General features: G+C 56.0%; 24 protein-coding genes and 1 tRNA gene. 9 read left to right on the top strand and 16 right to left on the bottom strand.

Translation table 11 applies throughout. From position 1 onward, the window contains the following. Positions 1-37: 37 nt before the first annotated feature. Positions 38-1219, top strand: a complete 1182-nt coding sequence (locus C5F52_RS28750) for an acyl-CoA dehydrogenase (protein WP_104801790.1) — start codon at positions 38-40, stop codon at positions 1217-1219. A 104-nt stretch (positions 1220-1323) separates the two neighbouring features. Here the strand turns inward: C5F52_RS28750 and rpoH are convergent, their stop codons facing one another. Next, a complete protein-coding gene (rpoH, locus tag C5F52_RS28745) occupies positions 1324-2247 on the bottom strand; it encodes an RNA polymerase sigma factor RpoH (protein ID WP_104801789.1) in 924 nt (307 codons plus the stop codon). A 162-nt stretch (positions 2248-2409) separates the two neighbouring features. Between rpoH and C5F52_RS29820 the strand changes: the two genes are divergently transcribed. Beyond that, entirely contained in the window at positions 2410-2625 is a 216-nt protein-coding gene (locus C5F52_RS29820) for a hypothetical protein (protein ID WP_146100198.1), read from the top strand. A gap of 36 nt (positions 2626-2661) precedes the next feature. On the opposite strand, the gene ftsY is transcribed toward C5F52_RS29820, so the two are convergent. Further along, positions 2662-3756, bottom strand: coding sequence for a signal recognition particle-docking protein FtsY (gene ftsY / locus C5F52_RS28740; protein ID WP_104801788.1), 1095 nt, complete (start codon positions 3754-3756; stop codon positions 2662-2664). A 30-nt stretch (positions 3757-3786) separates the two neighbouring features. Here ftsY and rsmD point away from each other — a divergent pair, with 30 nt between their 5' ends. The 4 genes from rsmD to C5F52_RS28720 all read left to right on the top strand — a co-directional run bounded on the left by rsmD (position 3787) and on the right by C5F52_RS28720 (position 5990). Next, positions 3787-4410, top strand: a complete 624-nt coding sequence (rsmD, locus tag C5F52_RS28735; RefSeq protein WP_104801787.1) for a 16S rRNA (guanine(966)-N(2))-methyltransferase RsmD — start codon at positions 3787-3789, stop codon at positions 4408-4410. 35 nt (positions 4411-4445) lie between these two features. After that, the gene (gene coaD, locus C5F52_RS28730; RefSeq protein ID WP_104801786.1) at positions 4446-4943 is read left to right on the top strand and encodes a pantetheine-phosphate adenylyltransferase; all 498 of its coding nucleotides are present in this window, start codon (positions 4446-4448) and stop codon (positions 4941-4943) included. Further along, positions 4940-5662, top strand: coding sequence for a histidine phosphatase family protein (locus C5F52_RS28725; protein WP_104801785.1), 723 nt, complete (start codon positions 4940-4942; stop codon positions 5660-5662). Before coaD ends, C5F52_RS28725 begins: the two co-directional genes overlap by 4 nt. A 73-nt stretch (positions 5663-5735) precedes the next feature. Continuing rightward, positions 5736-5990, top strand: a complete 255-nt coding sequence (locus C5F52_RS28720) for a YfhL family 4Fe-4S dicluster ferredoxin (protein ID WP_104801784.1) — start codon at positions 5736-5738, stop codon at positions 5988-5990. Positions 5991-6020: 30 nt separating this feature from the next. Here C5F52_RS28720 and C5F52_RS28715 read toward each other — a convergent pair whose 3' ends face one another. From C5F52_RS28715 to C5F52_RS28680, 8 genes are all read right to left on the bottom strand, one after another. Continuing rightward, entirely contained in the window at positions 6021-6446 is a 426-nt protein-coding gene (locus tag C5F52_RS28715) for a hypothetical protein (RefSeq protein ID WP_146100197.1), read from the bottom strand. 34 nt (positions 6447-6480) lie between these two features. Next, positions 6481-7155 (bottom strand): aminoacyl-tRNA hydrolase, encoded by a 675-nt coding sequence (gene pth / locus C5F52_RS28710; protein ID WP_104801782.1) that lies wholly within the window; start codon positions 7153-7155, stop codon positions 6481-6483. An 81-nt stretch (positions 7156-7236) separates the two neighbouring features. Next, positions 7237-7857 carry a 50S ribosomal protein L25/general stress protein Ctc gene (locus tag C5F52_RS28705; RefSeq protein WP_104801781.1) on the bottom strand — a complete coding sequence of 207 codons (621 nt, stop codon included), beginning with the start codon at positions 7855-7857 and terminating at the stop codon, positions 7237-7239. Positions 7858-7964: 107 nt separating this feature from the next. Further along, positions 7965-8942, bottom strand: coding sequence for a ribose-phosphate pyrophosphokinase (locus tag C5F52_RS28700; protein WP_104801821.1), 978 nt, complete (start codon positions 8940-8942; stop codon positions 7965-7967). A gap of 105 nt (positions 8943-9047) precedes the next feature. Next, positions 9048-9124, bottom strand: a tRNA-Gln gene (locus tag C5F52_RS28695). Between the two features lie 32 nt (positions 9125-9156). Beyond that, the gene (gene ispE, locus C5F52_RS28690; protein ID WP_104801780.1) at positions 9157-10002 is read right to left on the bottom strand and encodes a 4-(cytidine 5'-diphospho)-2-C-methyl-D-erythritol kinase; all 846 of its coding nucleotides are present in this window, start codon (positions 10000-10002) and stop codon (positions 9157-9159) included. A gap of 3 nt (positions 10003-10005) precedes the next feature. After that, positions 10006-10473 carry a lipoprotein insertase outer membrane protein LolB gene (locus C5F52_RS28685; RefSeq protein WP_161499783.1) on the bottom strand — a complete coding sequence of 156 codons (468 nt, stop codon included), beginning with the start codon at positions 10471-10473 and terminating at the stop codon, positions 10006-10008. Positions 10474-10518: 45 nt separating this feature from the next. Beyond that, entirely contained in the window at positions 10519-12162 is a 1644-nt protein-coding gene (locus tag C5F52_RS28680; RefSeq protein WP_236658042.1) for a tetratricopeptide repeat protein, read from the bottom strand. A 40-nt stretch (positions 12163-12202) separates the two neighbouring features. Here C5F52_RS28680 and mutM point away from each other — a divergent pair, with 40 nt between their 5' ends. Then, positions 12203-13018 carry a bifunctional DNA-formamidopyrimidine glycosylase/DNA-(apurinic or apyrimidinic site) lyase gene (gene mutM, locus C5F52_RS28675; protein ID WP_104801778.1) on the top strand — a complete coding sequence of 272 codons (816 nt, stop codon included), beginning with the start codon at positions 12203-12205 and terminating at the stop codon, positions 13016-13018. Then, on the top strand, positions 13015-14061 hold the full coding sequence (gene mutY / locus C5F52_RS28670; RefSeq protein ID WP_236658041.1) for an A/G-specific adenine glycosylase: 1047 nt from the start codon (positions 13015-13017) through the stop codon (positions 14059-14061). Before mutM ends, mutY begins: the two co-directional genes overlap by 4 nt. Here mutY and rapZ read toward each other — a convergent pair. Genes rapZ through C5F52_RS28655 form a run of 3 tightly spaced genes read right to left on the bottom strand, consistent with a single transcriptional unit; the run spans position 14058 to position 17496 of the window. After that, positions 14058-14936, bottom strand: coding sequence for an RNase adapter RapZ (rapZ, locus tag C5F52_RS28665; protein WP_104801776.1), 879 nt, complete (start codon positions 14934-14936; stop codon positions 14058-14060). The genes mutY and rapZ overlap by 4 nt on opposite strands. Beyond that, the gene (gene recN, locus C5F52_RS28660) at positions 14933-16606 is read right to left on the bottom strand and encodes a DNA repair protein RecN (protein ID WP_104801775.1); all 1674 of its coding nucleotides are present in this window, start codon (positions 16604-16606) and stop codon (positions 14933-14935) included. The genes rapZ and recN overlap by 4 nt, the downstream gene beginning before the upstream one ends. Further along, entirely contained in the window at positions 16603-17496 is an 894-nt protein-coding gene (locus tag C5F52_RS28655) for an NAD kinase (protein ID WP_104801774.1), read from the bottom strand. The genes recN and C5F52_RS28655 overlap by 4 nt, the downstream gene beginning before the upstream one ends. Positions 17497-17535: 39 nt before the next feature. On the opposite strand from C5F52_RS28655, the gene hrcA reads away from it, so the two are divergent. Next, positions 17536-18537, top strand: a complete 1002-nt coding sequence (hrcA, locus tag C5F52_RS28650) for a heat-inducible transcriptional repressor HrcA (RefSeq protein WP_104801819.1) — start codon at positions 17536-17538, stop codon at positions 18535-18537. 19 nt (positions 18538-18556) lie between these two features. On the opposite strand, the gene C5F52_RS28645 is transcribed toward hrcA, so the two are convergent. The 3 genes from C5F52_RS28645 to C5F52_RS28635 all read right to left on the bottom strand — a co-directional run bounded on the left by C5F52_RS28645 (position 18557) and on the right by C5F52_RS28635 (position 21970). Further along, positions 18557-19498, bottom strand: coding sequence for a DMT family transporter (locus C5F52_RS28645; protein WP_201747111.1), 942 nt, complete (start codon positions 19496-19498; stop codon positions 18557-18559). Between the two features lie 43 nt (positions 19499-19541). Beyond that, positions 19542-20114, bottom strand: coding sequence for a hypothetical protein (locus C5F52_RS28640; protein ID WP_104801772.1), 573 nt, complete (start codon positions 20112-20114; stop codon positions 19542-19544). A gap of 62 nt (positions 20115-20176) precedes the next feature. Further along, positions 20177-21970, bottom strand: coding sequence for a kelch motif-containing protein (locus tag C5F52_RS28635; RefSeq protein ID WP_104801771.1), 1794 nt, complete (start codon positions 21968-21970; stop codon positions 20177-20179). Between the last annotated feature and the right edge of the window lie 46 nt (positions 21971-22016).

Genomic DNA, 22016 nt, shown 5'->3' with positions numbered 1-22016 from the left:
TTCATTTCTGAAATTTTTTGAGCAAAGAAACCATCCAATGAGTGCTGCTAGTTTTTCTTGGGAAGACCCTTTCCAACTTGATTCTCAATTGACGGACGACGAACGTCAGGTCAAAGAAGCTGCGGCTTCTTATTGCCAAGAGCGTTTAGCCCCGCGTGTCTTAGAGGCTTTCCGTCACGAAAAAATGGACGCCACCATTTTTAGAGAAATGGGTGAGTTGGGCCTCTTGGGCGCCACGATTCCTGAGGCATACGGTGGCGCAGGCTTGAACTACGTGTGCTATGGCCTCGTGGCGCGTGAGGTCGAACGCGTGGACTCGGGCTATCGCTCAATGATGAGCGTGCAATCGTCTTTGGTGATGGTGCCCATCAACGAGTTTGGCTCTGAAGCGCAAAAGCAAAAGTACTTGCCCAAGCTCGCCACAGGCGAGTGGATTGGTTGCTTTGGTTTGACCGAGCCCAACTATGGTTCAGACCCCGGCAGCATGATCACGCGTGCCAAAAAGGTAGCGGGCGGTTACTCGCTTTCAGGCGCCAAGATGTGGATCACCAACAGCCCCATTGCTGATGTATTTGTCGTTTGGGCCAAGGATGACTCAGGCGCGATTCGTGGCTTTATTTTGGAAAAAGGCTGGAAGGGCCTGAGTGCCCCAGCCATTCACGGCAAGGTGGGTTTGCGTGCTTCCATCACAGGCGAAATCGTGATGGACGAGGTGTTTGTGCCAGAAGAAAACGCCTTCCCTGATGTGCGTGGGCTTAAGGGACCGTTCACGTGTTTGAATAGTGCGCGTTATGGCATTGCGTGGGGCGCATTGGGCGCGGCTGAAGACTGCTTCCACCGTTCACGTCAATACGTGATGGACCGTCAACAGTTTGGCCGCCCCTTGGCTGCCAACCAACTGATTCAAAAGAAGTTGGCCGACATGATGACTGAGATTTCATTGGGCTTGCAAGGCTGCTTGCGCTTGGGCCGTATGAAAGACGAGGGCACGGCTTCGGTAGACATCACCTCCATCCTCAAGCGCAACAGCTGCGGCAAGGCTTTGGACATTGCACGCATGGCCCGCGACATGATGGGCGGCAATGGAATTTCAGATGAGTTTGGCGTGGCTCGCCACTTGGTGAACTTGGAGGTGGTCAACACCTACGAGGGCACACACGATGTGCATGCGCTGATCTTGGGACGTGCCATCACGGGCATCCCAGCATTCAGCAATTAAGACCACTTATCGTGAAGTCTTGACGTTCAAGCAAAAGGGCCGCCATGCAAAACATGGCGGCCCTTTTGATTTAGCTTGTCTGGCCCTATCAAGGCCTTGGCGCTTTACGCGTATTCAGCCAAAGCAGCTTTCATCTTCTTCATGGCAGCGACTTCGATTTGGCGAATGCGCTCAGCGCTCACACCGTATTCAGCGGCCAAGTCGTGCAGCGTCATGCCACCCGAGCCGTTGTCTTGTACTTTGAGCCAACGCTCTTCCACGATGCGGCGGCTGCGCTCATCGAGCACGTTCAGCGCAGCGGCGATGCCGTCAGATGCCAATACATCGCGCTGGTGCGCCGCCATCATGGCGGTGGGCTCGTGGTTGGTGTCGGTCAAGTAGGCGATGGGGCCAAAGGCTTCGTCGCTGTCTTCGTTGGGGCTAGGGTCGAGCAACACATCGCCGCCGGACATGCGCATTTCCATCTCAAGCACTTCTTCTGGCTTGACATTGAGCTTGGTCGCCACCGCATTCACCTCGTGTGGGTTGAGCGTGTTGCGGTGAGTGTTGTCGAGCGCATCAGACTTGAAGCCTTGCTTCATCGAGCGCAGGTTGAAAAACAATTTGCGCTGTGCTTTGGTGGTGGCCACTTTGACCATGCGCCAGTTTTTCAAGATGTATTCATGAATCTCGGCCTTGATCCAGTGCATGGCGTAGCTCACCAAACGAACGCCTTGGTCAGGGTCGAAGCGTTTGACGGCTTTCATCAAACCGATGTTGCCTTCTTGGATTAGGTCTGCGTGGGGCAGGCCGTAACCCAAGTATTGGCGTGACACCGAGACCACCAAACGCAGGTGCGAGAGCACCAGCTTTCCAGCGGCTTCGAGGTCGTTGTTGTCTTTGAGTTGACGGGCAAACTCTTGCTCTTGCTCAAGCGTGAGCATGGGCAAGCGGTTGGCAGCTGTGATGTAGGCATCAAGGTTGCCCAGCGACGGCACCAAACCCCAAGGGTTGGTGATGGCGTGTGACTGTTGGGTGATTGCGGTCATTGAATTAGTCCTTTCGGATAACTAAAACGTATATTAGCACTCATGTGGTTCGAGTGCTAAACCTTGCGAATTTTAGGGGTTTACCCGCGAATTGAGAAGGTGTTGAGATACTGTGCTTTTTAACATATACTGAATTTAATCACAGTATTTAAGGAGCCTGTTATGCCCCCCATGACCTTGGAGCGAATTGCCGTTCAGTGCTGCAAGAGCTGCGCGCATGTGCTCAATTCCGATTCATCTGAAACCCAGCTGCGTTGCGGCTTGGGCTATTACATACAACCGCCGCTCACACGCAAGCAAGGCCGCATGGACAGCTATCCCGTGGTGGAGGCTCTGAGCGTTGTGGTCGCTGGTGCGAGAGCCTTAAAGGGGTGTTGAAGCGCGATTGACCGAGGATGGGCCAGAGTTATTTACCTAGCCCAACAGGGCGTCAGCAAACTCTTGTGCGCTGAAGGTTTCGAGGTCTTCCACGGCTTCACCAACGCCAATGAAATAAACAGGCACGACCGAGCCACCCGCAGCAGCACGGCTTTGTCCCCACAGCGCAATGGCAGCCAACACGCCACCTTTGGCTGTGCCGTCGAGCTTGGTGACGATCAGGCCGGTTAAACCCAGCGTTTCATCAAATGCCTTCACTTGGGCGAGCGCGTTTTGGCCGGTATTGCCGTCAATCACCAGCAATACTTCGTGTGGTCCAGTTGGCTCGGCCTTTTGCACCACGCGTTTGATCTTCTTCAACTCTTCCATCAGGTGTAGCTGCGTGGGCAGACGGCCTGCGGTGTCGACCAGCACCACATCTTTGCCGCGTGCGCGGCCTGCGGTCACGGCGTCAAAGCTCACAGACGCAGGGTCGCCGCCTTCTTGGCTGACGATCTCTACCGTGTTGCGGGTGGCCCAAACAGCGAGCTGCTCGCGGGCGGCTGCGCGGAAGGTGTCTGCCGCGGCCAGCAGCACCGAGGCACCGCTGTCGCTCAAGTGGCGGGTGAGCTTGCCAATTGAGGTGGTTTTGCCTGCGCCATTGACGCCCGCCACCATGATGATGGTGGGTTTGTGTGCGCCGATGGTGAGCGGTTTTTCTAGAGGTTTGAGCAGCTCGGCAATCGATGCGGCCAGCAAAGCTTTGACGGCGGATGGCTCGGTGGTGCCAGTGTCTTTGACGCGTTGCTTCAAGTCTTTCAGCAAATATTCGGTGGCTTGCACGCCAGCATCGGCCATGAGCAGGGCGGTTTCGAGTTCTTCATAGAGCTCGTCATCAATCTTGGTGCCTGTGAAAACGTTGCTAATGCTTTGGCCTGTGCGGCGCAGGCCTGAGCCTAAGCGAGCTAGCCAGCTGGCGCGGGGGCGCTCGGCAGGCATCACAGTCGCTGTCGCTGTTACTGACGTGCTTGATGTCGCTTCAGACGCTGCGGCGTGAGCGGACGTGTTCGCAGGGGAAACGGCGGCGTTGCCGTTGTTTGCCGTCTCAGTAGCAGGCTGACCAGTGATTTTTTTCTTGAAGAAGCTAAACATGTGTGGGTGTTTCTAGAATCAGTCCATTCTATGAAAACCCGCACACCAAAATCTTTCAACGCCACCCCTGTCAAACCCGTCGCCGAAAAACGGCACAAAGGGGCAGGCGAGGTCCGCATCATCGGCGGCGAATGGCGCCGCACCAAATTGCCCGTGGCCTTGAAGCCCGGCCTGCGCCCCACACCAGACCGTGTGCGCGAAACCCTGTTCAACTGGCTGGGTCAATCGCTCTTGGGCTGGCGCTGTGTCGATCCGTTTGCGGGCACAGGCGCCTTGGGCTTTGAAGCCGCCTCACGCGGTGCGGCCCATGTGCAGGTGTGTGAACTCGACCCCGCTTTGGTGGCGCAACTCAGCACCCAAGTGAACCGCCTCAAGGCGACCAATGTGCACGTGCTGCGCACCGATGGGGTGGCTTGCTTGAGGCAGCTCAGCGAATCAAGTGTGGATTTGATCTTTATTGACCCACCGTTTGATGGCGCTTTGTTTGAGCCCTCGCTACTCGCTGCAGGCAAAGCCGTGAAAGCTGATGGCTATGTGTACCTCGAAGCGCCTCTGGCTTGGACAGATGAGCAGCTCGAGCCTATGGGCCTCTCGCTGTATCGCCACCTCAAAGCCGGCGCGGTGCACGCGCACTTGTTGCGCCGAATTGCATAATCAGTTTTGATATTTAGAAACACTTAGGAGCGCCCATGTCCAAGCAAGTTGTTGCCATTTACCCCGGCACCTTTGACCCCATCAGCTTGGGCCATGAAGACATCGTGTTGCGCGCTGCGGCCATGTTTGACAAGGTCATCTTGGCGGTGGCCACTGCCCACCACAAGAAAACCTTGTTCACCTTGGACGAGCGCATGGACATGGCGCGTGAGGCGATGGCCGCACACCCGCAAGTCGAAGTGGTGCCCTTCACCGGCTTGGCGCGCGACTTTGTGCGTAGCCACAACGCCACCGTGATGGTGCGCGGTGTGCGTACCGTGACTGACTTTGATTACGAGTTTCAACTCGCCGGCATGAACCGAGAGCTGATGCCTGAGGTGGAAACCGTGTTCCTCACGCCCAGCGCCAAATACCAATTCATCTCCAGCACCTTTGTGCGTGAAATCTCATTGCTGGGGGCCGGCGATGATGGCAAAGACTTGGTGTCTGCAGGTGTGTACAAGCGGCTGTTAGCCAAGCGCACGGCGAAGTGACGGACTTTCTTCTCATCCGCCACGGCGAAACCGCTTGGAATCGCGAGCTACGGTTTCAGGGGCAGCTGGATGTGCCGCTCAATGAGATGGGCTTTGAACAAGCCCAGCGGTTGAAAACCCGCATGGTGCAAGCTTTGGCCGAATGGCAAACGCAGGGCCGTGTACCCACCCGACTCATCAGCAGCGATTTGCTGCGTGCCCAACAAACTGCCCAGCCTGTGGCCGAGGTGCTGGGCCACACCTGCATCTTGAATGCAGGCCTGCGCGAGCAGTGCTACGGCATGTTTGAAGGCATGCGCAGTCCCGATATTCAAGCGCAACACCCTGATGCCTGGCAACGTTGGTTGGCGTTTGATGCTGACTTGGCGGTGGAGGGCGCGGAGACGACCCGCGCGTTTCATGACCGCGTGATTGCCGCGTTGCAAGACTTAGCGCAGCAATACGAGGGCGAGTATGTGGTGGTGGTGACGCATGGCGGCGTGCTGGATATGGTGTGGCGTCATGCGCAAGCTTTGTCGCTCAGCGGCCCGCGCGTATGTGACATTCCCAACGCAGGCATCAATCAAGTCGCTTGGCGCGATGGTGGGCTGCACATCCAGCTGTGGGCCGATGCGGCGCATTTGGCGGATTTGCCTGAGCAACCGGTGTATAGCCAAAAACGTTTGCTTGAAGTGCGTGAGCAACTTGCTGCACAAACACATGCCAACGGTGTGGCCTAAGTGTGGCGCCCTTGGGTAACAGCAGGTGAGCTGGGATAATTGCTCTTTTATTTAGCCCCTTGACGGATTTTTTATGGCCTTGATGATCACCGACGAATGCATCAACTGCGATGTGTGTGAGCCCGAGTGCCCGAACGAAGCCATCTTCTTAGGGCCGGAGATTTACGAAATTAACCCCGACAAATGCACCGAGTGCGTGGGCCATTTCGACGAGCCCCAGTGTGTGCAGGTGTGTCCAGTGGCTTGCATTCCCGTGAACCCTGAGCGGGTAGAGGGTCGTGATGCACTGCTAGCGAAGTTTCGTTTGTTGCAGCAGACAGCCAAGTGATTCAACCCTCGCCTTGAAGCGCGTTGTGTTTTAGGGGTTAGAACTAGCAGGCACCGCTTTGGCGGTGCTTTTCTTTTTGGGCGCTGCCGTTGGATCTACGGCTGTGAAGTAGGGGTTGTTTGGTTTGCGGGCTTGTTTACCTTTGCGCTTGCCCTGTTTGGAGATTGGCTCTGTCTGGGTGACATTGCTAGATGATGGGTTGGTCGACGGCGCGCTAGGTGTGCTGAGTCGAATAGGTGCTGCTTGAGCTGCTTGTTGTTCCGCCTGCAGGCGCTGTTTCTCTAAGGCTTGTGCGTCACGCAAGTCACGTGTCGCCGCGTGGCCTTTGTCTGGCCCCCCGGCTTGCAGCACTGAGCTTGGTTTAACTTCAGTTGCAGCCCCATTGGTGCACTGGCTAGAGCTGCTGTACGCTTCACCGCAGCGGTACACCGTGTCTGCCAAGGTTGCATGGCTCAAGAGTGCCGCCATACCTAGTAAGGCAGCAAAACACTTAGTTGCTCTCAGTCCCTTTGGCTTGTGTTTTGTCAGCATCTGCAGCCCCTGTCTTCTCAGTGCCAGGCAGCGTAGTCGGCCGAGGTGGTTTGGGCCGGGGCGGCTTGGCGGTGTGAATCATTTGCGTGGCTTTCACCATATCGCCCGCAAGCAAATGCGGCAAGGCCAAGCTGGTGCGTGTGATGCAGTCTTCAATGGCGGTGCGTTGGTCGGGCGCTGGTTTCTTCAGCACCCAGTTCGCAACCTCTGATTTCACACCGGGGTGGCCAATGCCAATGCGCAGTCGCCAGTATTGGTCTGTGCCGAGCTGTGCATGGATGTCGCGCAGGCCATTGTGGCCAGCATGGCTGCCGCCGAGTTTGAGTTTGGCTTCGCCAGGCGTGATGTCCAACTCGTCATGCACCACCAAAATTTCTTGTGGTTGAATTTTGAAGAAGCGCGCCAGTGCCCCTACCGACTTGCCCGAGAGGTTCATGAAGGTTTGCGGTTCCAGCAACCACACGTTCTCGCCCTTGACCGAGGTGCGTGCCACCAAGCCGTGGTACGCGCGGTCGGGTTGAAGGCTGACCTTGAGGTCGCGTGCCACTGTGTCTATCCACCAAAAGCCTGCGTTGTGACGCGTGGCTTCATATTCAGTGCCGGGGTTGCCCAGGCCAACAAGGAGCTTGATCATGTGATGATTATTCCAAAAGCAAAACGGCCCACCGAGGTGAGCCGTTCAAAGCAATCAATGAAGGATTGCAGAAAAGAAAAATTACTTCTTCTTTTTGTTGTCGCCAGCAGCAGCTGCGGCTTCTTGAGGTGTTGGCTCTTCGGCCTTGGTTGCCACTACGGCGACCAACACGGGGTTGGAAGTGCCAGGAGCCACAACGGTCACGCCTGCGGGCAGGGTGATGTCTTTGGCGTGCAAAGAGTGACCTTTGGTCAAGTTGCTCAAGTCCACAGCGATGAACTCAGGCAGATCTTTTGGCATGCAAGAGATTTCCAATTCAGTGGCGATGCGGTTGATCAAGCACTTGTCAACTTTGAAAGCTGGTGAGTTCTCTTCGCCAGAGTAGTGCAAAGGCACTTTCTTCTTCATCTTTGTGTTGGCATCGATGCGTTGGAAGTCGATGTGCAAAACGAGCTGTTTGAAGGGGTGGTATTGCACGTTGCGCAACAACACTTCGGTTGTTTTGCCGTTCAATTCCATTTGCAAGACAGAAGCGTGGAACGCTTCTTTCTTCAAGGCGTGCCACAAGGCGTTGTGATCGATTTCGATCAATGAAGGTTCAGTCGCGCCACCGTAGACGATGCCAGGTGTACGACCAGTGATACGCAGACGGCGGCTCGCACCCGTTCCCTGCTTAGCGCGCTCAAAAGCGACAAAATTCATAATTAACTCCAGTGAGAACCCACCGCGACCAGTGTGGCTCCAGTTTCAAAAATAGGCTGCATGAATGCAGCCCGGGGTCGATGTTCGACGACTTGGACGCTGACTGTTTAGAACAGCTGGTCTTGGTCGGAGAACAAACTCATGACCGACTCGCCGCTAGCAATGCGTTGGATCGTTTCGGCGATCAACGGAGCCACGGTGAGTTGGCGGATTTTTTTGCAGGCGCGACCAGCTTCGCTCAAAGGAATGGTGTTGGTCACCACAACTTCGTCGAGGGCATCGCCTTTGGCAATGCGTTCAATCGCAGGGCCAGAGAAGATGGGGTGTGTGCAGTAGGCGTAAACCTTCTTAGCACCACGCGTTTTCAAAACTTCAGCGGCTTTCACCAAAGTGCCTGCGGTGTCGATCATGTCGTCCATGATCACGCAGTTACGGCCTTCAATGTCGCCAATGACGTTCATCACTTCAGACACGTTGGCTTTGGGGCGGCGCTTGTCGATGATGGCCAAATCGCAACCGAGTTGCTTGGCCAAAGCACGGGCGCGCACCACACCACCCACATCGGGTGACACGACGATCAGGTCTTCGTAATTTTTTGTGCGCAAGTCGCCCAACAAAACGGGAGATGCGTAGATGTTGTCGACAGGAATGTCGAAGAAACCTTGAATTTGGTCAGCGTGCAAGTCCATGGTCAACACGCGAGCCACACCAGCGGTCTGCAGCAAATCAGCCACCAGTTTGGCGGAGATTGGCACACGGCTTGAACGTGGGCGGCGGTCTTGACGGGCGTAGCCGAAGTAGGGGATGACCGCGCTGATGCGCTCTGCTGAGGCGCGCTTTAAGGCGTCGACCATGATCAGCAATTCCATCAAGCTTTCGTTGGTGGGTGCGCAAGTGCTTTGCACCACGAACACATCGCGGGCACGCACGTTTTGGTTGATTTCAACAGTGACTTCGCCGTCTGAGAAGCGGCCCACATGGGCTGCGCCAACTTCGATACCGAGGTGAGTTGCGATTTCGGCAGCCAAAGTGGGGTTGGCATTGCCAGTAAAGACCATGAAGTCGGGGGTGTGGTTCGACATGATGACGTATGACTTTCGCTTCAAGACCAATGACGCTAAAAGCAGTCACTTGCAAACCAAGCACTGATGTGCTTTGAAAAATTAAGCACTGTGTGCTTTTGAAACATTTGGCAGGGGATCGAGGACTCGAACCTCGGAATGCTGGAATCAAAATCCAGTGCCTTAACCAACTTGGCGAATCCCCTACACAGGTCAATCGCTTTGCAGCGACCAACCGTTAACTTTCACTGGCTGCCCATCCCGCTTGTGGATGAACTGCCAAATTGCTGCATATCCGCATTTGCCAGTTGTTCGGGGCTGAGTCAATCAACACACCGTCATGTAACCGAGCAAACACTGCGCTGCCAGAGCCTGTCATGCGAGGGCTTAATCCAAAAGAACTCAACCACTGAAGGGCTTCGGTCATTTCGGGGCACAAGGCTTGAGCTACTGGCTGCAAATCGTTACGACCAAAACCGTAATGATTAACAGCGAAGACCGGCATTGTAGCAGTTTCTGTAGCGCGTTGCAGCTCCGGGGAGCGAAAAATTTTTGCAGTCTCTAAACCTGCATTGGGTTTGACCACAGCAAAGCGGGCAGAGGGTAAATCTATAGGCGTCATTTTCTCGCCAATGCCCTCCACCCATGCATTGTGTCCACCCAAGAAAAACGGCACATCTGCACCCAAAGCCAGGCCCAACGGCATGAGCTTGGAGAGTGGCCAGTGCAATCCCCATAAACGGTTGAGTGTCAGCAAGGTAGTCGCAGCATCCGACGATCCGCCGCCCATGCCCGCTTGTGCGGGGATGTGTTTTTCAATGGCGATGTGCGCGCCCAAAGATGTGCCGCTAGCACGCTGCAAAGATTGCGCAGCACGCACGACCAAGTCATCGGCAGGGAGTGCCACCGTGACATCTTCGCGCTCAATCACGCCATCGTCGCGCACGTCAAAGTGCAAGGTGTCGCACCAGTCGATCAGCATGAAGACCGATTGCAGCAAGTGGTAGCCGTCGTCGCGTCGCCCCGTGATGTGTAAAAACAGGTTGAGCTTGGCGGGGGCTAAGACGTTGTGTAGCGAGCGCATGAATTACTGATCGAGTTTGATGCGTAAGGTCACTTCGGGCGAAGGCGCCGTGCGACGTGCAATGAGTGAGCCTTGCGACACGGCCGATAAATCAGCTTGCCAGCCGGTCGCTTGCACGTGTTGACCTTGTAGCCAGCCAAAAATGGCATCGACTGGCAGGGCGGCTCCTGTGGCTTTTTCGGTCAGCTCGGCCAGTGAGTTGAAGTATTGGTGTTTGCCGCCGTCGCTGAATTGCACCAGTTGCGGCGTCCATTGCAAAGCGCCAAGTGTGGTGCCGAGTGGTGAATACAAATCAAGCTCGCCGTTGTAGGCGTCGCCGCGCAGCGAGAAGCTGGCGCTCATGGATGACGGTGCATCGCCCAGCACTTGGACGCTGATGCGGCCTTGCCATTCAGGCAGTTGGGCTGGTAGGTTTGTGGGCGAGCTAGCGTTGAGCCCTTTTGAGGGGCGGCTAGGCGTGGCACAGCCCACAAGCAAGACCCCTATCAGACAAGCAAGCCACCAAGCGCGCATGATTTACAGCGCAGGCTTGAGGCGTTGCAGCGTTTCTTGCAAGGTCTCGTTGTTAGGCGCTGTGTTTAGGCCCTCACGCCAAATTTGAATGGCTTCGTCTTGGCGCTTCATCTGCCACAACACTTCACCCAAGTGGGCTGCAATCTCAGCGTCTGCACGGTCTTTGTAGGCTTTTTGCAAGTAGCTCAGGGCTGAGGCCAAATTGCCCAAACGGAACTCCACCCAGCCTAGGCTATCGGTGATGAAGGGGTCGTCCGGTGCAAAGGTCAGGGCTTTGACGATGAGTTGCTTGGCTTCGGGCAGGCGAATGTGGCGATCTGCCAGCGAGAAGCCCAAGGCGTTGTAGGCGTTGTAATAGCTGGGGTTTTTGGCGATGACTTGGCGCAGCAGCTTTTCCATCTCATCGAGTTTGTTGAGCTTTTCGGCCAGCATCGCTTGTTCGTAGATCAGATCTGTGTTGTCGCCACTGTGGGCGGCCAGCAAATCAAAGGCGGCTTGCCATTGGCGATGCTCGCGCAAGAGCTGCACCTCGGCCAGTACGCGGCTGCGTTGCTCGTCTACGTTGTTGGCAGGAATTTGATGAATCAATTCACGTGCTTCGCCCATCTTGCCTTGGCGAGCCAGCAGCGCAGCGCGACGTGTTTGGGCTTGGTTCAAACCGCGTGTACTGGTGTCTGTTGGGGCTTGGGTCGCAAGGCTGACGTAGCGTGCCAGCGAGGCTTCGGCTTCTTTGTCTTGGCCTTGCTCGAATTGCAACGAGCCCAGCACCAGCCATGCATCCGCTAGCTTTGAATCTTTGCGTGTGATGGCTTGCAGTTGTTCGGTGGCTTCTGTGTAACGCTCCAGCTCAATCAGCACACGCACATGGCTCATGGCCATTTCGGTGCCGTCTTGTTTGCGCAAGCCTTGTTGCACTAGCGGTTCGGCTTCGGCTACTTTTTTCCCCATCAGCTCCATAGCCAACAGGGTGGGGCCTTGGGCCTTGATGTCGGCTGCTTGGCCTTTTTTCACCGCTTCAAGTGCGCCTGCTGCATCGTCACTTGCCAAACGCAGGCGTCCCAAACTGGTCCACGCCACAGCACCTGTGGTGTTGTTTTTATTTAAATAAGGCTCCAGCGCTTGCTGCACCACAGTTGCCGCACGTTTTTTGTTGGTGACGCGGGCGTAGTGGCGGGGAATCAAGTTGATGATGGCATCGCGTTCGGCATCGGGTGCGAGCGCGATTTCTTTTTTCAACGGCTCCAAGCTCTCTGCCACTTGGTTCAGCGCTAACAAAATTTGCAGCACTTGGTTGTTGGCTTTGCGGTCTTGTGGCCATGCCTGAGACCAAGAGCGTGCCGCCATCAACGCGCCATCACCCGAACGGGCTTGCAGCGCAATCTCAACGGCGCGGTCATACAGCTGCACATCGTTGGATTTGCGAGCCGCATCGAGCAAGAGTGAAAAACCAGCGGCGGGTTCGCCTTGGCGCAGGTTCATCTCGCCCAACAAAATTTCGTAAAGCAACTCGCCGCTCATGGCCGAGTTTTCGGTCTTGTCGGCATCACTTGCTTGGGCGTGGCCTGTGACGGGAACGGCGCAAGACGCGGCCGTTAAGAGCGCAAGGCGCAAGGCCCAAAGACGTGCAGCAGACAAGGGGAATTTCATCCTCGCATCATAATCGCTGACTAAATTTTCTTCCCCGCCTATGCCTGAATTACCCGAAGTCGAAGTGACCCGTTTGAGCTTTGCTGACCGCATTGCTGGCGCGAGCGTGACAGGGGTGCGTGTGGGCAAGCCCTTGCGTTGGCCTTTGGGCTGTGAGCCCGAGTCGTTGATCGGCCGCCACGTGTTGGGCGTGCGCCGTCGTGGCAAGTATTTGCTTGTTGATTTGGATGAAGGGCTACTGCTGTGGCATTTGGGCATGTCGGGCAGTTTGTTGTTTGGCCCAGACCGCAGCGCTGCTCAAGTGCATGACCACTTTGATTTGGATACCACCCAGGGCCTGCTGCGCCTGAACGACCCACGTCGCTTTGGCGCGGTGGTGTTTGCGCCCAGCGAGCAAAGCACCGAGGCCGTCAAGCTGCTGGGCCACTTGGGCGTGGAGCCATTGAACGGTGGCTTTGAGCTGGATGCTTTTCATCAAGGCCTGCGTAAACGCAAATCAGCCATCAAGCAAGTGCTGTTGGCCGGTGAACTGGTGGTGGGTGTGGGAAATATTTATGCGTCTGAGGCGTTGTTCTTGGCGGGCATTCGCCCCACCACACGTGCTGACCGCATCAGTCGCCCGCGTGCTGAAAAGCTGCGCTTGGCTGTGATGGACGTGTTGGCACGTGCGGTGAAAAAAGGCGGTAGTACCTTGCGCGATTTCTCTGCCGCTGATGGCAAGAACGGTTACTTCCAACTCGAAGCCCATGTGTACGACCGCGTGGGTGAGCCTTGCCGTGTGTGCGGCACCAGCATTCGCCGCATCCAACAAGGCCAGCGCTCCACCTATTACTGCCCCGTATGTCAAAAACCATGACGAAGAAAAACAGCTTTGGCGATACCCTGGTGGCGTGGCAAAAAAAACATGGCCGTCATGACCTGCCATGGCAAAACACACAAGACCCGTATGCCGTGTGGCTGTCGGAAATCATGTTGCAGCAAACGCAGGTGGTCACGGTGCGCGAGTACTTTGCGCGTTTCATGACGCGCTTCCCCACGGTGGCTGATTTGGCCGCTGCGCACCAAGACGAGGTGCTGGGTTTGTGGAGTGGTTTGGGCTACTACAGCCGCGCTCGCAACATGCACCGTGCCGCGCAAGACGTGGTGGCTTTGCATGGTGGCGTGTTTCCGCGTGATTCTGAAACTTTGCAAACTTTGCCTGGCATTGGTCGTTCTACCGCAGCGGCTGTGGCCTCGCTGTGCTTTGGTGAACCCATTGCCATCTTGGATGGCAACGTCAAACGCGTGCTCACTCGGTATTTAGGCTTTAAAGACGATTTGGCTTCATCGAAAGTAGAAAAAGAACTGTGGGCCATCGCGCAAACTATGTTGCCCCAGCGTGATGTGAAGAGCGCCATGCCGCGCTACACCCAAGGCGTGATGGATTTGGGTGCCACTGTCTGCACGCCCAAAAAGCCGCAATGCGCGCAATGCCCAGTGGTCGATGCGTGTGTGGCCAAGGCCGAAGGCCAGCCTGAAGCCTATCCGGTGAAAACACGCAAACTCAAACGCACGTCAGAGCAGTTGTGGCTGTTGCAGGCTGTCACGCGCGATGGCGATGTGTGGCTGATGCAGCGCCCGCAAACAGGCGTGTGGGCGGGCTTGTACTGCTTGCCTGTGTTTGAAAGTTTTGATGCTTTACTGGCTGCCTTGCCTGCCAAGTACCGCACGCAGTTGCATGAAGGCCCGGTGTTCAAGCATGTGCTGACGCACAAAGATTTGCATTTACATCCCGTGCAGCTGAATTTGCCAAGTGCTGTGAAGTTGGGCGCTGCGATGGGTGAGGGCCAGTGGGTGCTGCAAGCCGACTGGCCAGCGCTGGGGCTGCCAGCGCCTATTCGTAAGCTGCTGGCGAATTAAGGCGTAACGTCCAGTTCGCGGTGGCGCTTGAGCGTGACCCACTCTTTAGCAAAACGCTTGGACAGCAACTCCACCAAATACACAGACCGGTGTTGCCCACCGGTGCAGCCAATGGCCACCGTTACATAGCTGCGGTGGTCTTGGTTGAGGTCAGGCAGCCAGGTGTTCATGAAGTCGGTGATTTGGCTGGCCATTTTTTCAACCGCACCGTGTTCGGCCAACCAATCAGCCACGGGGGCGTCGCGCCCAGTGAGCGGGCGCAAGGCGGGTTCGTAGTGCGGGTTGGGCAACATACGCACGTCAAACACATAGTCAGCATGCACGGGAATGCCGCGTTTGAAAGCGAAGGATTCAAACATCAAAGTCAGCTGCGTGGCAGGCGCCGAGATGAGCGACTTGATGTAGCCCTGCAACTTGCTGCTGCGCAACAAGCTGGTGTCGATGATGTGTGATTCTTCGCGCAGTTCAGACAGCAGTTCACGTTCCAACTCAATCGCTTCGACCAAGTCACGTTGCTGGTCACGAACCACGTCTTGTCCATCTTGGCGTGACAGCGGGTGACGGCGGCGTGTTTCGGAAAAACGGTGCACCAAAATTTCGGTGGTGGCATCCAAGAACAACAAGCGCACGTCGACGTCCATTAGTCGCAAATGGGCGAGCTGAGCAGGTACCAGTGGCAATGAGTTCGCACTGCGCACGTCCATCGCAATGGCGACTTTGCTGATGCTTTGTTGCTCTTCGAGTTGTACAAATGGCAGCAACAACTCGGGCGGTAAATTGTCTACGCAGTAGTAGCCAGCGTCTTCTAGCGCGTTCAGTGCCACAGACTTGCCCGAGCCCGACATGCCTGTGATGAGCACCAGTTCTTGTTTCATTTTTTGCTCGTCTTTGCAGAGGTTTGAAGCATTTCACGCGCATGAGCGAGGGTGGTGTCTGACACTTTTTCGCCACCTAGCATGCGTGCAATTTCGTTCACCCTTGCATCGGCACTCAACGCTGTGACTTGACTCGACGTGCCTTGCGCATCGCTCTGTTTAGACACCACCAAGTGGTGGTCCGCACACGCGGCGACTTGTGGCAAGTGGGTCACGGCCAGCACTTGGCGGTCAATGCCCAGTTGCTTCATCAAGCGGCCCACGGTTTCAGCCACAGCACCGCCGACGCCTGAATCGACCTCGTCAAAGATCAGGGTTTGCGCCGTGCCTAGTTCGCTGGTGGTCACGGCAATGGCCAAGGCAATACGCGACAGCTCACCACCCGAAGCCACTTTGCCCACAGGGCGCGGTGTGCTGCCGGGGTGGCCTGCCACCAAGAAGGTAATGCTCTCAAGGCCGCTGGCAGTGGGCTGCTCGGTTTTGTCGAGCTGCACCTCGAAGCGGCCGCCTTGCATGCCCAAACCTTGCATGGCTTGGGTGATGGCGGTGGCAAGTTTCGGCGCGGCTTGTGTGCGGGCTTGCGAAATTTTACGGGCTTCGGTTTGGTAAGCGGCGGCGGCTTTGGCTTCTGTGGCCTCAAGGGCTTCAAGGTCTGTCGCGACGTCTAGCTGCGTCAAACGGTTTTTCCACTCTTGGTACAACGCAGGCAGCTCTTGCGGCGTGCGTTTGAAGCGACGCGCCAAAGACATCCACAACGACATGCGGTCGTCCAGTGTTTGCAAGCGGGCGGGATCAAGTTCGGTACGGCCCAAATAGGCGTTAAGTGAGTGCGCCACATCGCCGGCTTGCGCAAGGCTAGAGGCCAGCACATCCACCAACGCGGTGAATTCGGGCTCGACATCGGTTTGGTCTTGCAGCGTGTCTTGGGCTTTGGTCAACAGGCGCAGTGCACCGCTGTCATCGTCCTCTAAGGCTTGGATAGCAGCTTGTGCCGCATCCATCAAGGCTTGCGCGTTGGACAGACGGGTGTGCTGCCTGTTGAGCTCGTCCCACTCGTCTTCGGCGGGGGCAAGCTTATCGACCTCGGCAATTTGCCACAACAAGCGTTCGCGCTCTTCTTGCAGCGTGGCTTGCGCGGTGCGTGCTTCGTGCAGTGCTTGGGTGGCTTGGCGCCATTGCGTCCACGTTTGTGTCAGGCCTTGCAGGTTCACACCGGCGTAGGCGTCGAGCAAGCCGCGCACTGCGTCAGGGCGGGTCAGGCTTTGCCAAGCGTGTTGGCCGTGGATGTCGAGCACCCTATCGCCCAAGGCGCGCAGCTGGGTGGCGGTGGCGGGGCTGCCGTTGATCCATGCGCGGCTTTTGCCTTGCGCGTCAATCGTGCGTTTGAGCAACAAATGGTCGTCGGCGGTGATATCGGCAAAGCCTTCGTCGTCTAGCCACGTCAATATTTCGGGCGTGGTGTCAAACTCGGCGCAAATTTCGGCACGCGCTGCGCCTTCGCGCACCACGCTGCTTTCAGCGCGAGCGCCCAGCACCAGTTGCAGGGCGTCTATCAAAATCGATTTGCCAGCACCGGTCTCGCCGGTGAGCGCAGAAAAGCCGCTCGACAAATCGAGATCCAGTTCGCGCACGATCACAAAATCGCGCAAAACGATGTGCTGCAAACTCATGCCACGCCCTCGTTCCAGTGCAGTTTTTGGCGAAGAGTGTCGTAATAGCTCCAGCCGCGTGGGTGCAAAAAGGTGGCGTGGTAGTTCGAGCGCTTCACCGTGATGCGGTCGCCAATCAAGAGCGATGCGAGTGACTGCATGTCAAAGTTGGCGCTGGCGTCACGGCCAGCTACTAAGTCAATCGTTACTTCACCTGTATCAGCTAAAACGATGGGTCGGTTAGACAAGGTGTGTGGCGCAATCGGAGCTAGCACCCAAGCAGGCAAAGAGGTGTGCAGCAAAGGCCCACCCACAGAGAGCGAGTAAGCGGTGGACCCCGTTGGCGTTGCAATGATCAATCCGTCGGCACGTTGGTTCGCCACAAAGCGGCCATCAATGGCCACACGCACTTCCAGCATGCCACTGGTCGCACCGCGGTTGACCACCACGTCGTTCAAAGCCAGTGCGTTGAACACGCAATGGCCATCGCGCCAGACCTTGGCGCGCATCAGGGCGCGACGGTCTTCTTCGTAAGCACCGCCCAACATGGCGGTGAGCGCGGTTTTGACTTCGCTCAGCGGAATATCGGTGATGAAACCCAATCGACCTTGGTTGATGCCAATCAGGGGTACGTTGTGTGGGGCGAGTTGGCGGGCATAGCCCAGCATCGTGCCGTCGCCACCGAGCACAATGGCTAAATCACAGGATTTGCCAATCTCTTCGATGTTCATCACGGTGTAGCCGTTCAGGCCAGAGCCGGCTGCCGTGTCGTGTTCAATGACGACATCACAGCCAAGCGTGTGCAAGAACTGAGCAATGCCCTCTAAGGTCTCTCGGGAGGAGGCGTTGGCAATGCCCACAGACTGGTGATACTTGCCCAACAATGCGATCTGACGAAACTTCGATTTCATGGGCAAATTACATCACTAAAATTCGACAACAGGATGACCATGCTAGACGATCGCGCCAAGTTATTGCTCAAAGCGCTGGTAGAGCGCTACATCGCTGACGGGCAACCCGTCGGCTCGCGCACGTTGTCTCGTGCCACCGGCATCGAACTGTCGCCCGCCACCATTCGAAATGTGATGTCTGACCTAGAGGAGCTCGGCCTCATTGCCAGCCCGCACACCTCGGCAGGCCGCATTCCCACAGCCTTGGGCTACCGTTTGTTTGTAGACACCATGCTGACGGCTGAGCGTGGACACATGCAGACCCCCACGCTAGCGCCTGACCAGCCGCAAAAGGTGATTGCCAATGCGGCGCATTTGCTGTCGGACTTGTCGCACTTTGTAGGTGTCGTGATTGCCCCCAAGCGCAGCTCGGTCTTTCGCCATATTGAGTTTTTACGTCTGTCGGATCGCCGTTTGTTGGTCATCATCGTGTCGCCCGAGGGCGATGTGCAAAACCGCGTGCTGTTCACCGAAACCGACTACACCGCCTCGCAGCTGGTGGAGGCTTCCAACTACCTTAACCACCATTTCGCAGGCATGGCCATTGAGCAAGTGCGTGAAAAGCTATTGGCTGAGGTGGAGTCGCTGCGCGGCGAAATTGCCACACTCATGCAAGCGGCTGTGCAGGTGAGCACCGAGGCGCTGACACAAGTGCAAGACGACGTGATCATCAGCGGCGAGCGCAACTTGCTGTCGGTGAGTGACTTCTCCAGCGACATGGGCAACCTGCGCCGCGCCTTTGATTTGTTTGAGCAAAAAGCGCAGCTGGTGCGTTTGCTAGACAGTTCAGCGCAGGCCGAAGGTGTGCGCATTTACATTGGTGGCGAAAGCAAAATCGTGCCGATGGAAGAACTGTCGGTCGTCAGTGCCCCTTACGAAATCGACGGACATGTGGTGGGCACGCTAGGCGTGATTGGCCCCACGCGCATGGCCTATGACCGCATGATTCAAATTGTGGACATCACGTCAAAGCTTGTGAGCAACGCACTCAGCCACAAGTAAGCAGATCGCTCAATCGGCTTTAGGTTTTTGGCAAGCGCACGCCAAACAAAATACCGCAAGTTACCAAGGCCAAACCGCCTAGCAGGTTGAGGCTCATGGGTTCGTTCAAAAACACCACAGCCCCCAAAGCTGAAAGGCCCGGCACCAAGGCCGTGATCATGGTGGAGCGCACAGGGCCGAAGTGACGAATCATCACGTTGAAGGTGATGCCTGAAATCACGACCGAGCCCACGCCCTGGTAAACCGCTTGAAACAACATTTCTGCGGCTGGCGCGGTGCCCAAGTGCGTAGGCACCCAGCCCGCAAAAGCGGCCAAGCCATAGATGGGCACAAAGCTCACACACGAAAACGCGGTGATGGCGATGGTGGCGCGTACAGGTTCTAGCGCATGGCGACGCACCAACACGCTGTAGCAGGCCCAACAAAAGGCAGCGCACATGAACATCACGTCGCCTTTCCACACCTCGCCGCCGTCAAATGCTTTGAGTAAGCTCGCACCGCCCACCAACAGGTCACCCAACACAATACAAGCGAGGCCCATGGCGCGTGCACGGGTGATGTGGTCGTGTAAGACCACGATGGCCAAGAGCGAGGTCCACAACGGCAAGCTGCCCGGCATCAGCACGGAGGCGTGCGCAGCGGGCGCAAAGAAAAACCCCGAGTAGGCCAGCATGGCGTAAAGCATGCTGCCAAAAAGCCCAGCCAAGGCGGTGATGCGCAAGGGCAGGGGCGACAAGCCCATCAACGAGCCAATTTGTTCACCCGATTGACGTTGTGAACGCATGAGCCACCAACCCCAAGGCAGCAACACGCAGCCCGCGCCGATGATGCGCAGAAAAGCAATATCAAGGGGAAGCAGGTTGTGCGCAGCAGATGCGCGTGCCACCACGATGAACGATGACCAAATGAGCACCGTGACCACCGCAGCGGTGAGCCCGAGGGCTCTGGGAGAGAGTTTCATACAAGGGATGATAAATCCCTCGCTGACTTAAACCTGAGCAGGTTTAGAAGTTGAAGCCAACCAACACAGCGGCAGAGCTTTGCTTGAACTTGTCGCCGTTGAAACCGGCGTTGTTGCTATCGGCTTGACGTTCGGTCCACTCGGCTTGGATGAAGTTTTGACCATAGACGTAGTGCTTAATGCCAATGCCAAAGCTCTTGCCGCTGAGGTTGCGTGCGCTCACAGTGCTTTCGTAGCGGCTGGAATATGTTCCTAACTTGACGTACAGCAAAGAATTGGAGAGCAGCAGCAAACCCGGTTCGATGGTAATTTCTGTTGGAGTGTTTGTTGCCAAATATTCGCTATTTGTAATTTTTGAATTTTTCAAATCAAACGTGGCTGATACACCTAATTTGCCAGGATAGGCCAAGGCGAATGTGTAATTTACTTTGGCCACGCCCAAGGCCGTATTGCCCTTGGTGACTGCGCCCGATGAAGACGTCACTTGGGTTGCATTTTGTGCGAGACCCATGCTCAAGTTCACGCCTTCGTAATAAGCGTATGTAGGCTTAGCCGGTTGTGCCATTGCTGCATAAGCTGATGTGATGAGAGCAGCCAGCGTGATGAGTTTTTTCATGAAAGCACCTTTTTAAAAGAAGTTCGTTAAGGCAGGAATCGGTTTGTGATGCAAAAACTTGATCAAGGTTCCCACAATTCAGTGGTCGGTGTTGTGACACCTGATACCTGATTGTCAGCACCACTGATCAAAACTTTGCCGTTGCTGAGTAGCGTGCTCGAGTGGCCTGCACGTGCTGTTCGTAAAACTTTGGCGTAGTTTTCCCAGCTGGCTCCTAGTGGTGTGAATAGCTCAATCGATTTCAGTAAGGCTGAGCCATCTGTTCCTCCGATGATCAGCACCTTTCCGTTCGACAGATTGGTGCTGGTGTGCAGGGCTCGCGTTGTTGACATAGAGGTACTCGCTGAACAACTAGGAACTGGTGCAGTGAAGGTCGTGAAGTCACAAATTTCAGTTGTGTTTGTATAGCCACCAGTTAAAAGTATTTTTTTGGTCCCAGCCAATATGCTGGCAGCGTGGTCATGACGACCTTGCGTCAAGGTAGGCCCTGTTGCCCATGTTGAACTGGTGGGCGTGGTCGCGTTGTAAGTGAATACTTCGGTGGTTGTTTGCACGGCGGGGTCAAACCCACCGGTTAACACCACAGTGACGCCATCGCTTAATACGCTGGCCGTGTGTTTGCTACGAGGCGTGGACATCAACGCTGTGGATGGCGTCAGTGGCATGGATGTGAACGTACCCGTGAGAGGGGCGTAAATCTCAGCGACTCGTCCGTCTCCTACGTTGGTTGCAACGATGCCGCCTGCGATCAAAACTTTTCCATCGCTCAAGCGCGATGCTGTGTGGTACTTTCGACCGCGCGTCATAGGACCAGATGCTGTCCAAATGCCCGTTGCTGGATCGTAGATTTCGGTTGTGACAGATTCAACTGCACCGTCGAAGCCCCCGGCCACCAATATCTTGCCATCTAACAGCAAGGTCGCTGTGTGACCACGTCTAGCCACCGCCATGCTGCCAGTGGTCGTCCATGTATTGGTACTGGGGTCATACAGCTCTGCCGTTTTCAGTGGCGTCGTGCCGTTGTTTGTGCCACCAGCGACAAGCACTTTGTTTGTCGGTAGAAGAATTGCAATTTGTTCTGTTCGACCCGTCGTCAGTGCACCACCAGCTGTCAAAGGTAATGGGTCTGTGGAAATACTGACGATGGTTGTTGTTTGCAGCGTTGGGAATGTGCGGTGAGGTGTTTCGCGAATGTCCACATACTGCACCTGCATCGTGAAGGTTGTGTTGGCGGTAATTGTTGGTGTCAGCGTTGGGCAGGTGGTAGAGGCGGCCGTGGTGATGGTGGTGACGCTGTTGGTGATGACGCAATTTGAAATACTGAGCTTGTTGCTGTCGTAAGTCACGGTTGGTGTGATCGTGACCGTATTGCCTGAAATCACAGATGGTGCACTGCTAGCCAGTGCGAGCGTTGGTGTCACGATGTCAATGGCTGTCAGTGTGACGGTTACGTTTTTTGTGATGGTTAGCTCGCTAGGACGCACGGAGCTTGGATCCTGGTACTTCACTGTGAGTGTGTAAGTGGTCGTAGCCGTTGGGTAGTCGTCAATTGGCGTACCTGGATTAACCACTTGGCGTGTTTGTGCTTGACCGTTGCCGTCGGTCCATGTGATCACTCCTGAGCCATAGTTATAGCTAGGGGTTAATTGAATCTTGTTGCCTGAATAGACCGTTGCATTGGCATTCACTTGGCTGAATGTGACTCCTGGCGCTGAAGTCGTGGCAGCAGTGTTGGACGAGCCGCCACCGCCCCCGCCACCACACGCGACGAGCAAGCAAAGGCCGCCAGCCATCAGCAAATGGCGTGGCCAGCGAATGATGTGGCTCTTAAGAGAGCTGAGGATCTCGAAGGTCATGGGCGTGAGTCAAAAACAGTCAGGGCGCTGGAATTAGCACCGTCAC

The organism is Limnohabitans sp. TS-CS-82 (assembly GCF_002943475.1).
Note: the sequence above shows the minus strand (reverse complement) of the source record. Positions and strands in the feature narration are given on the sequence as shown.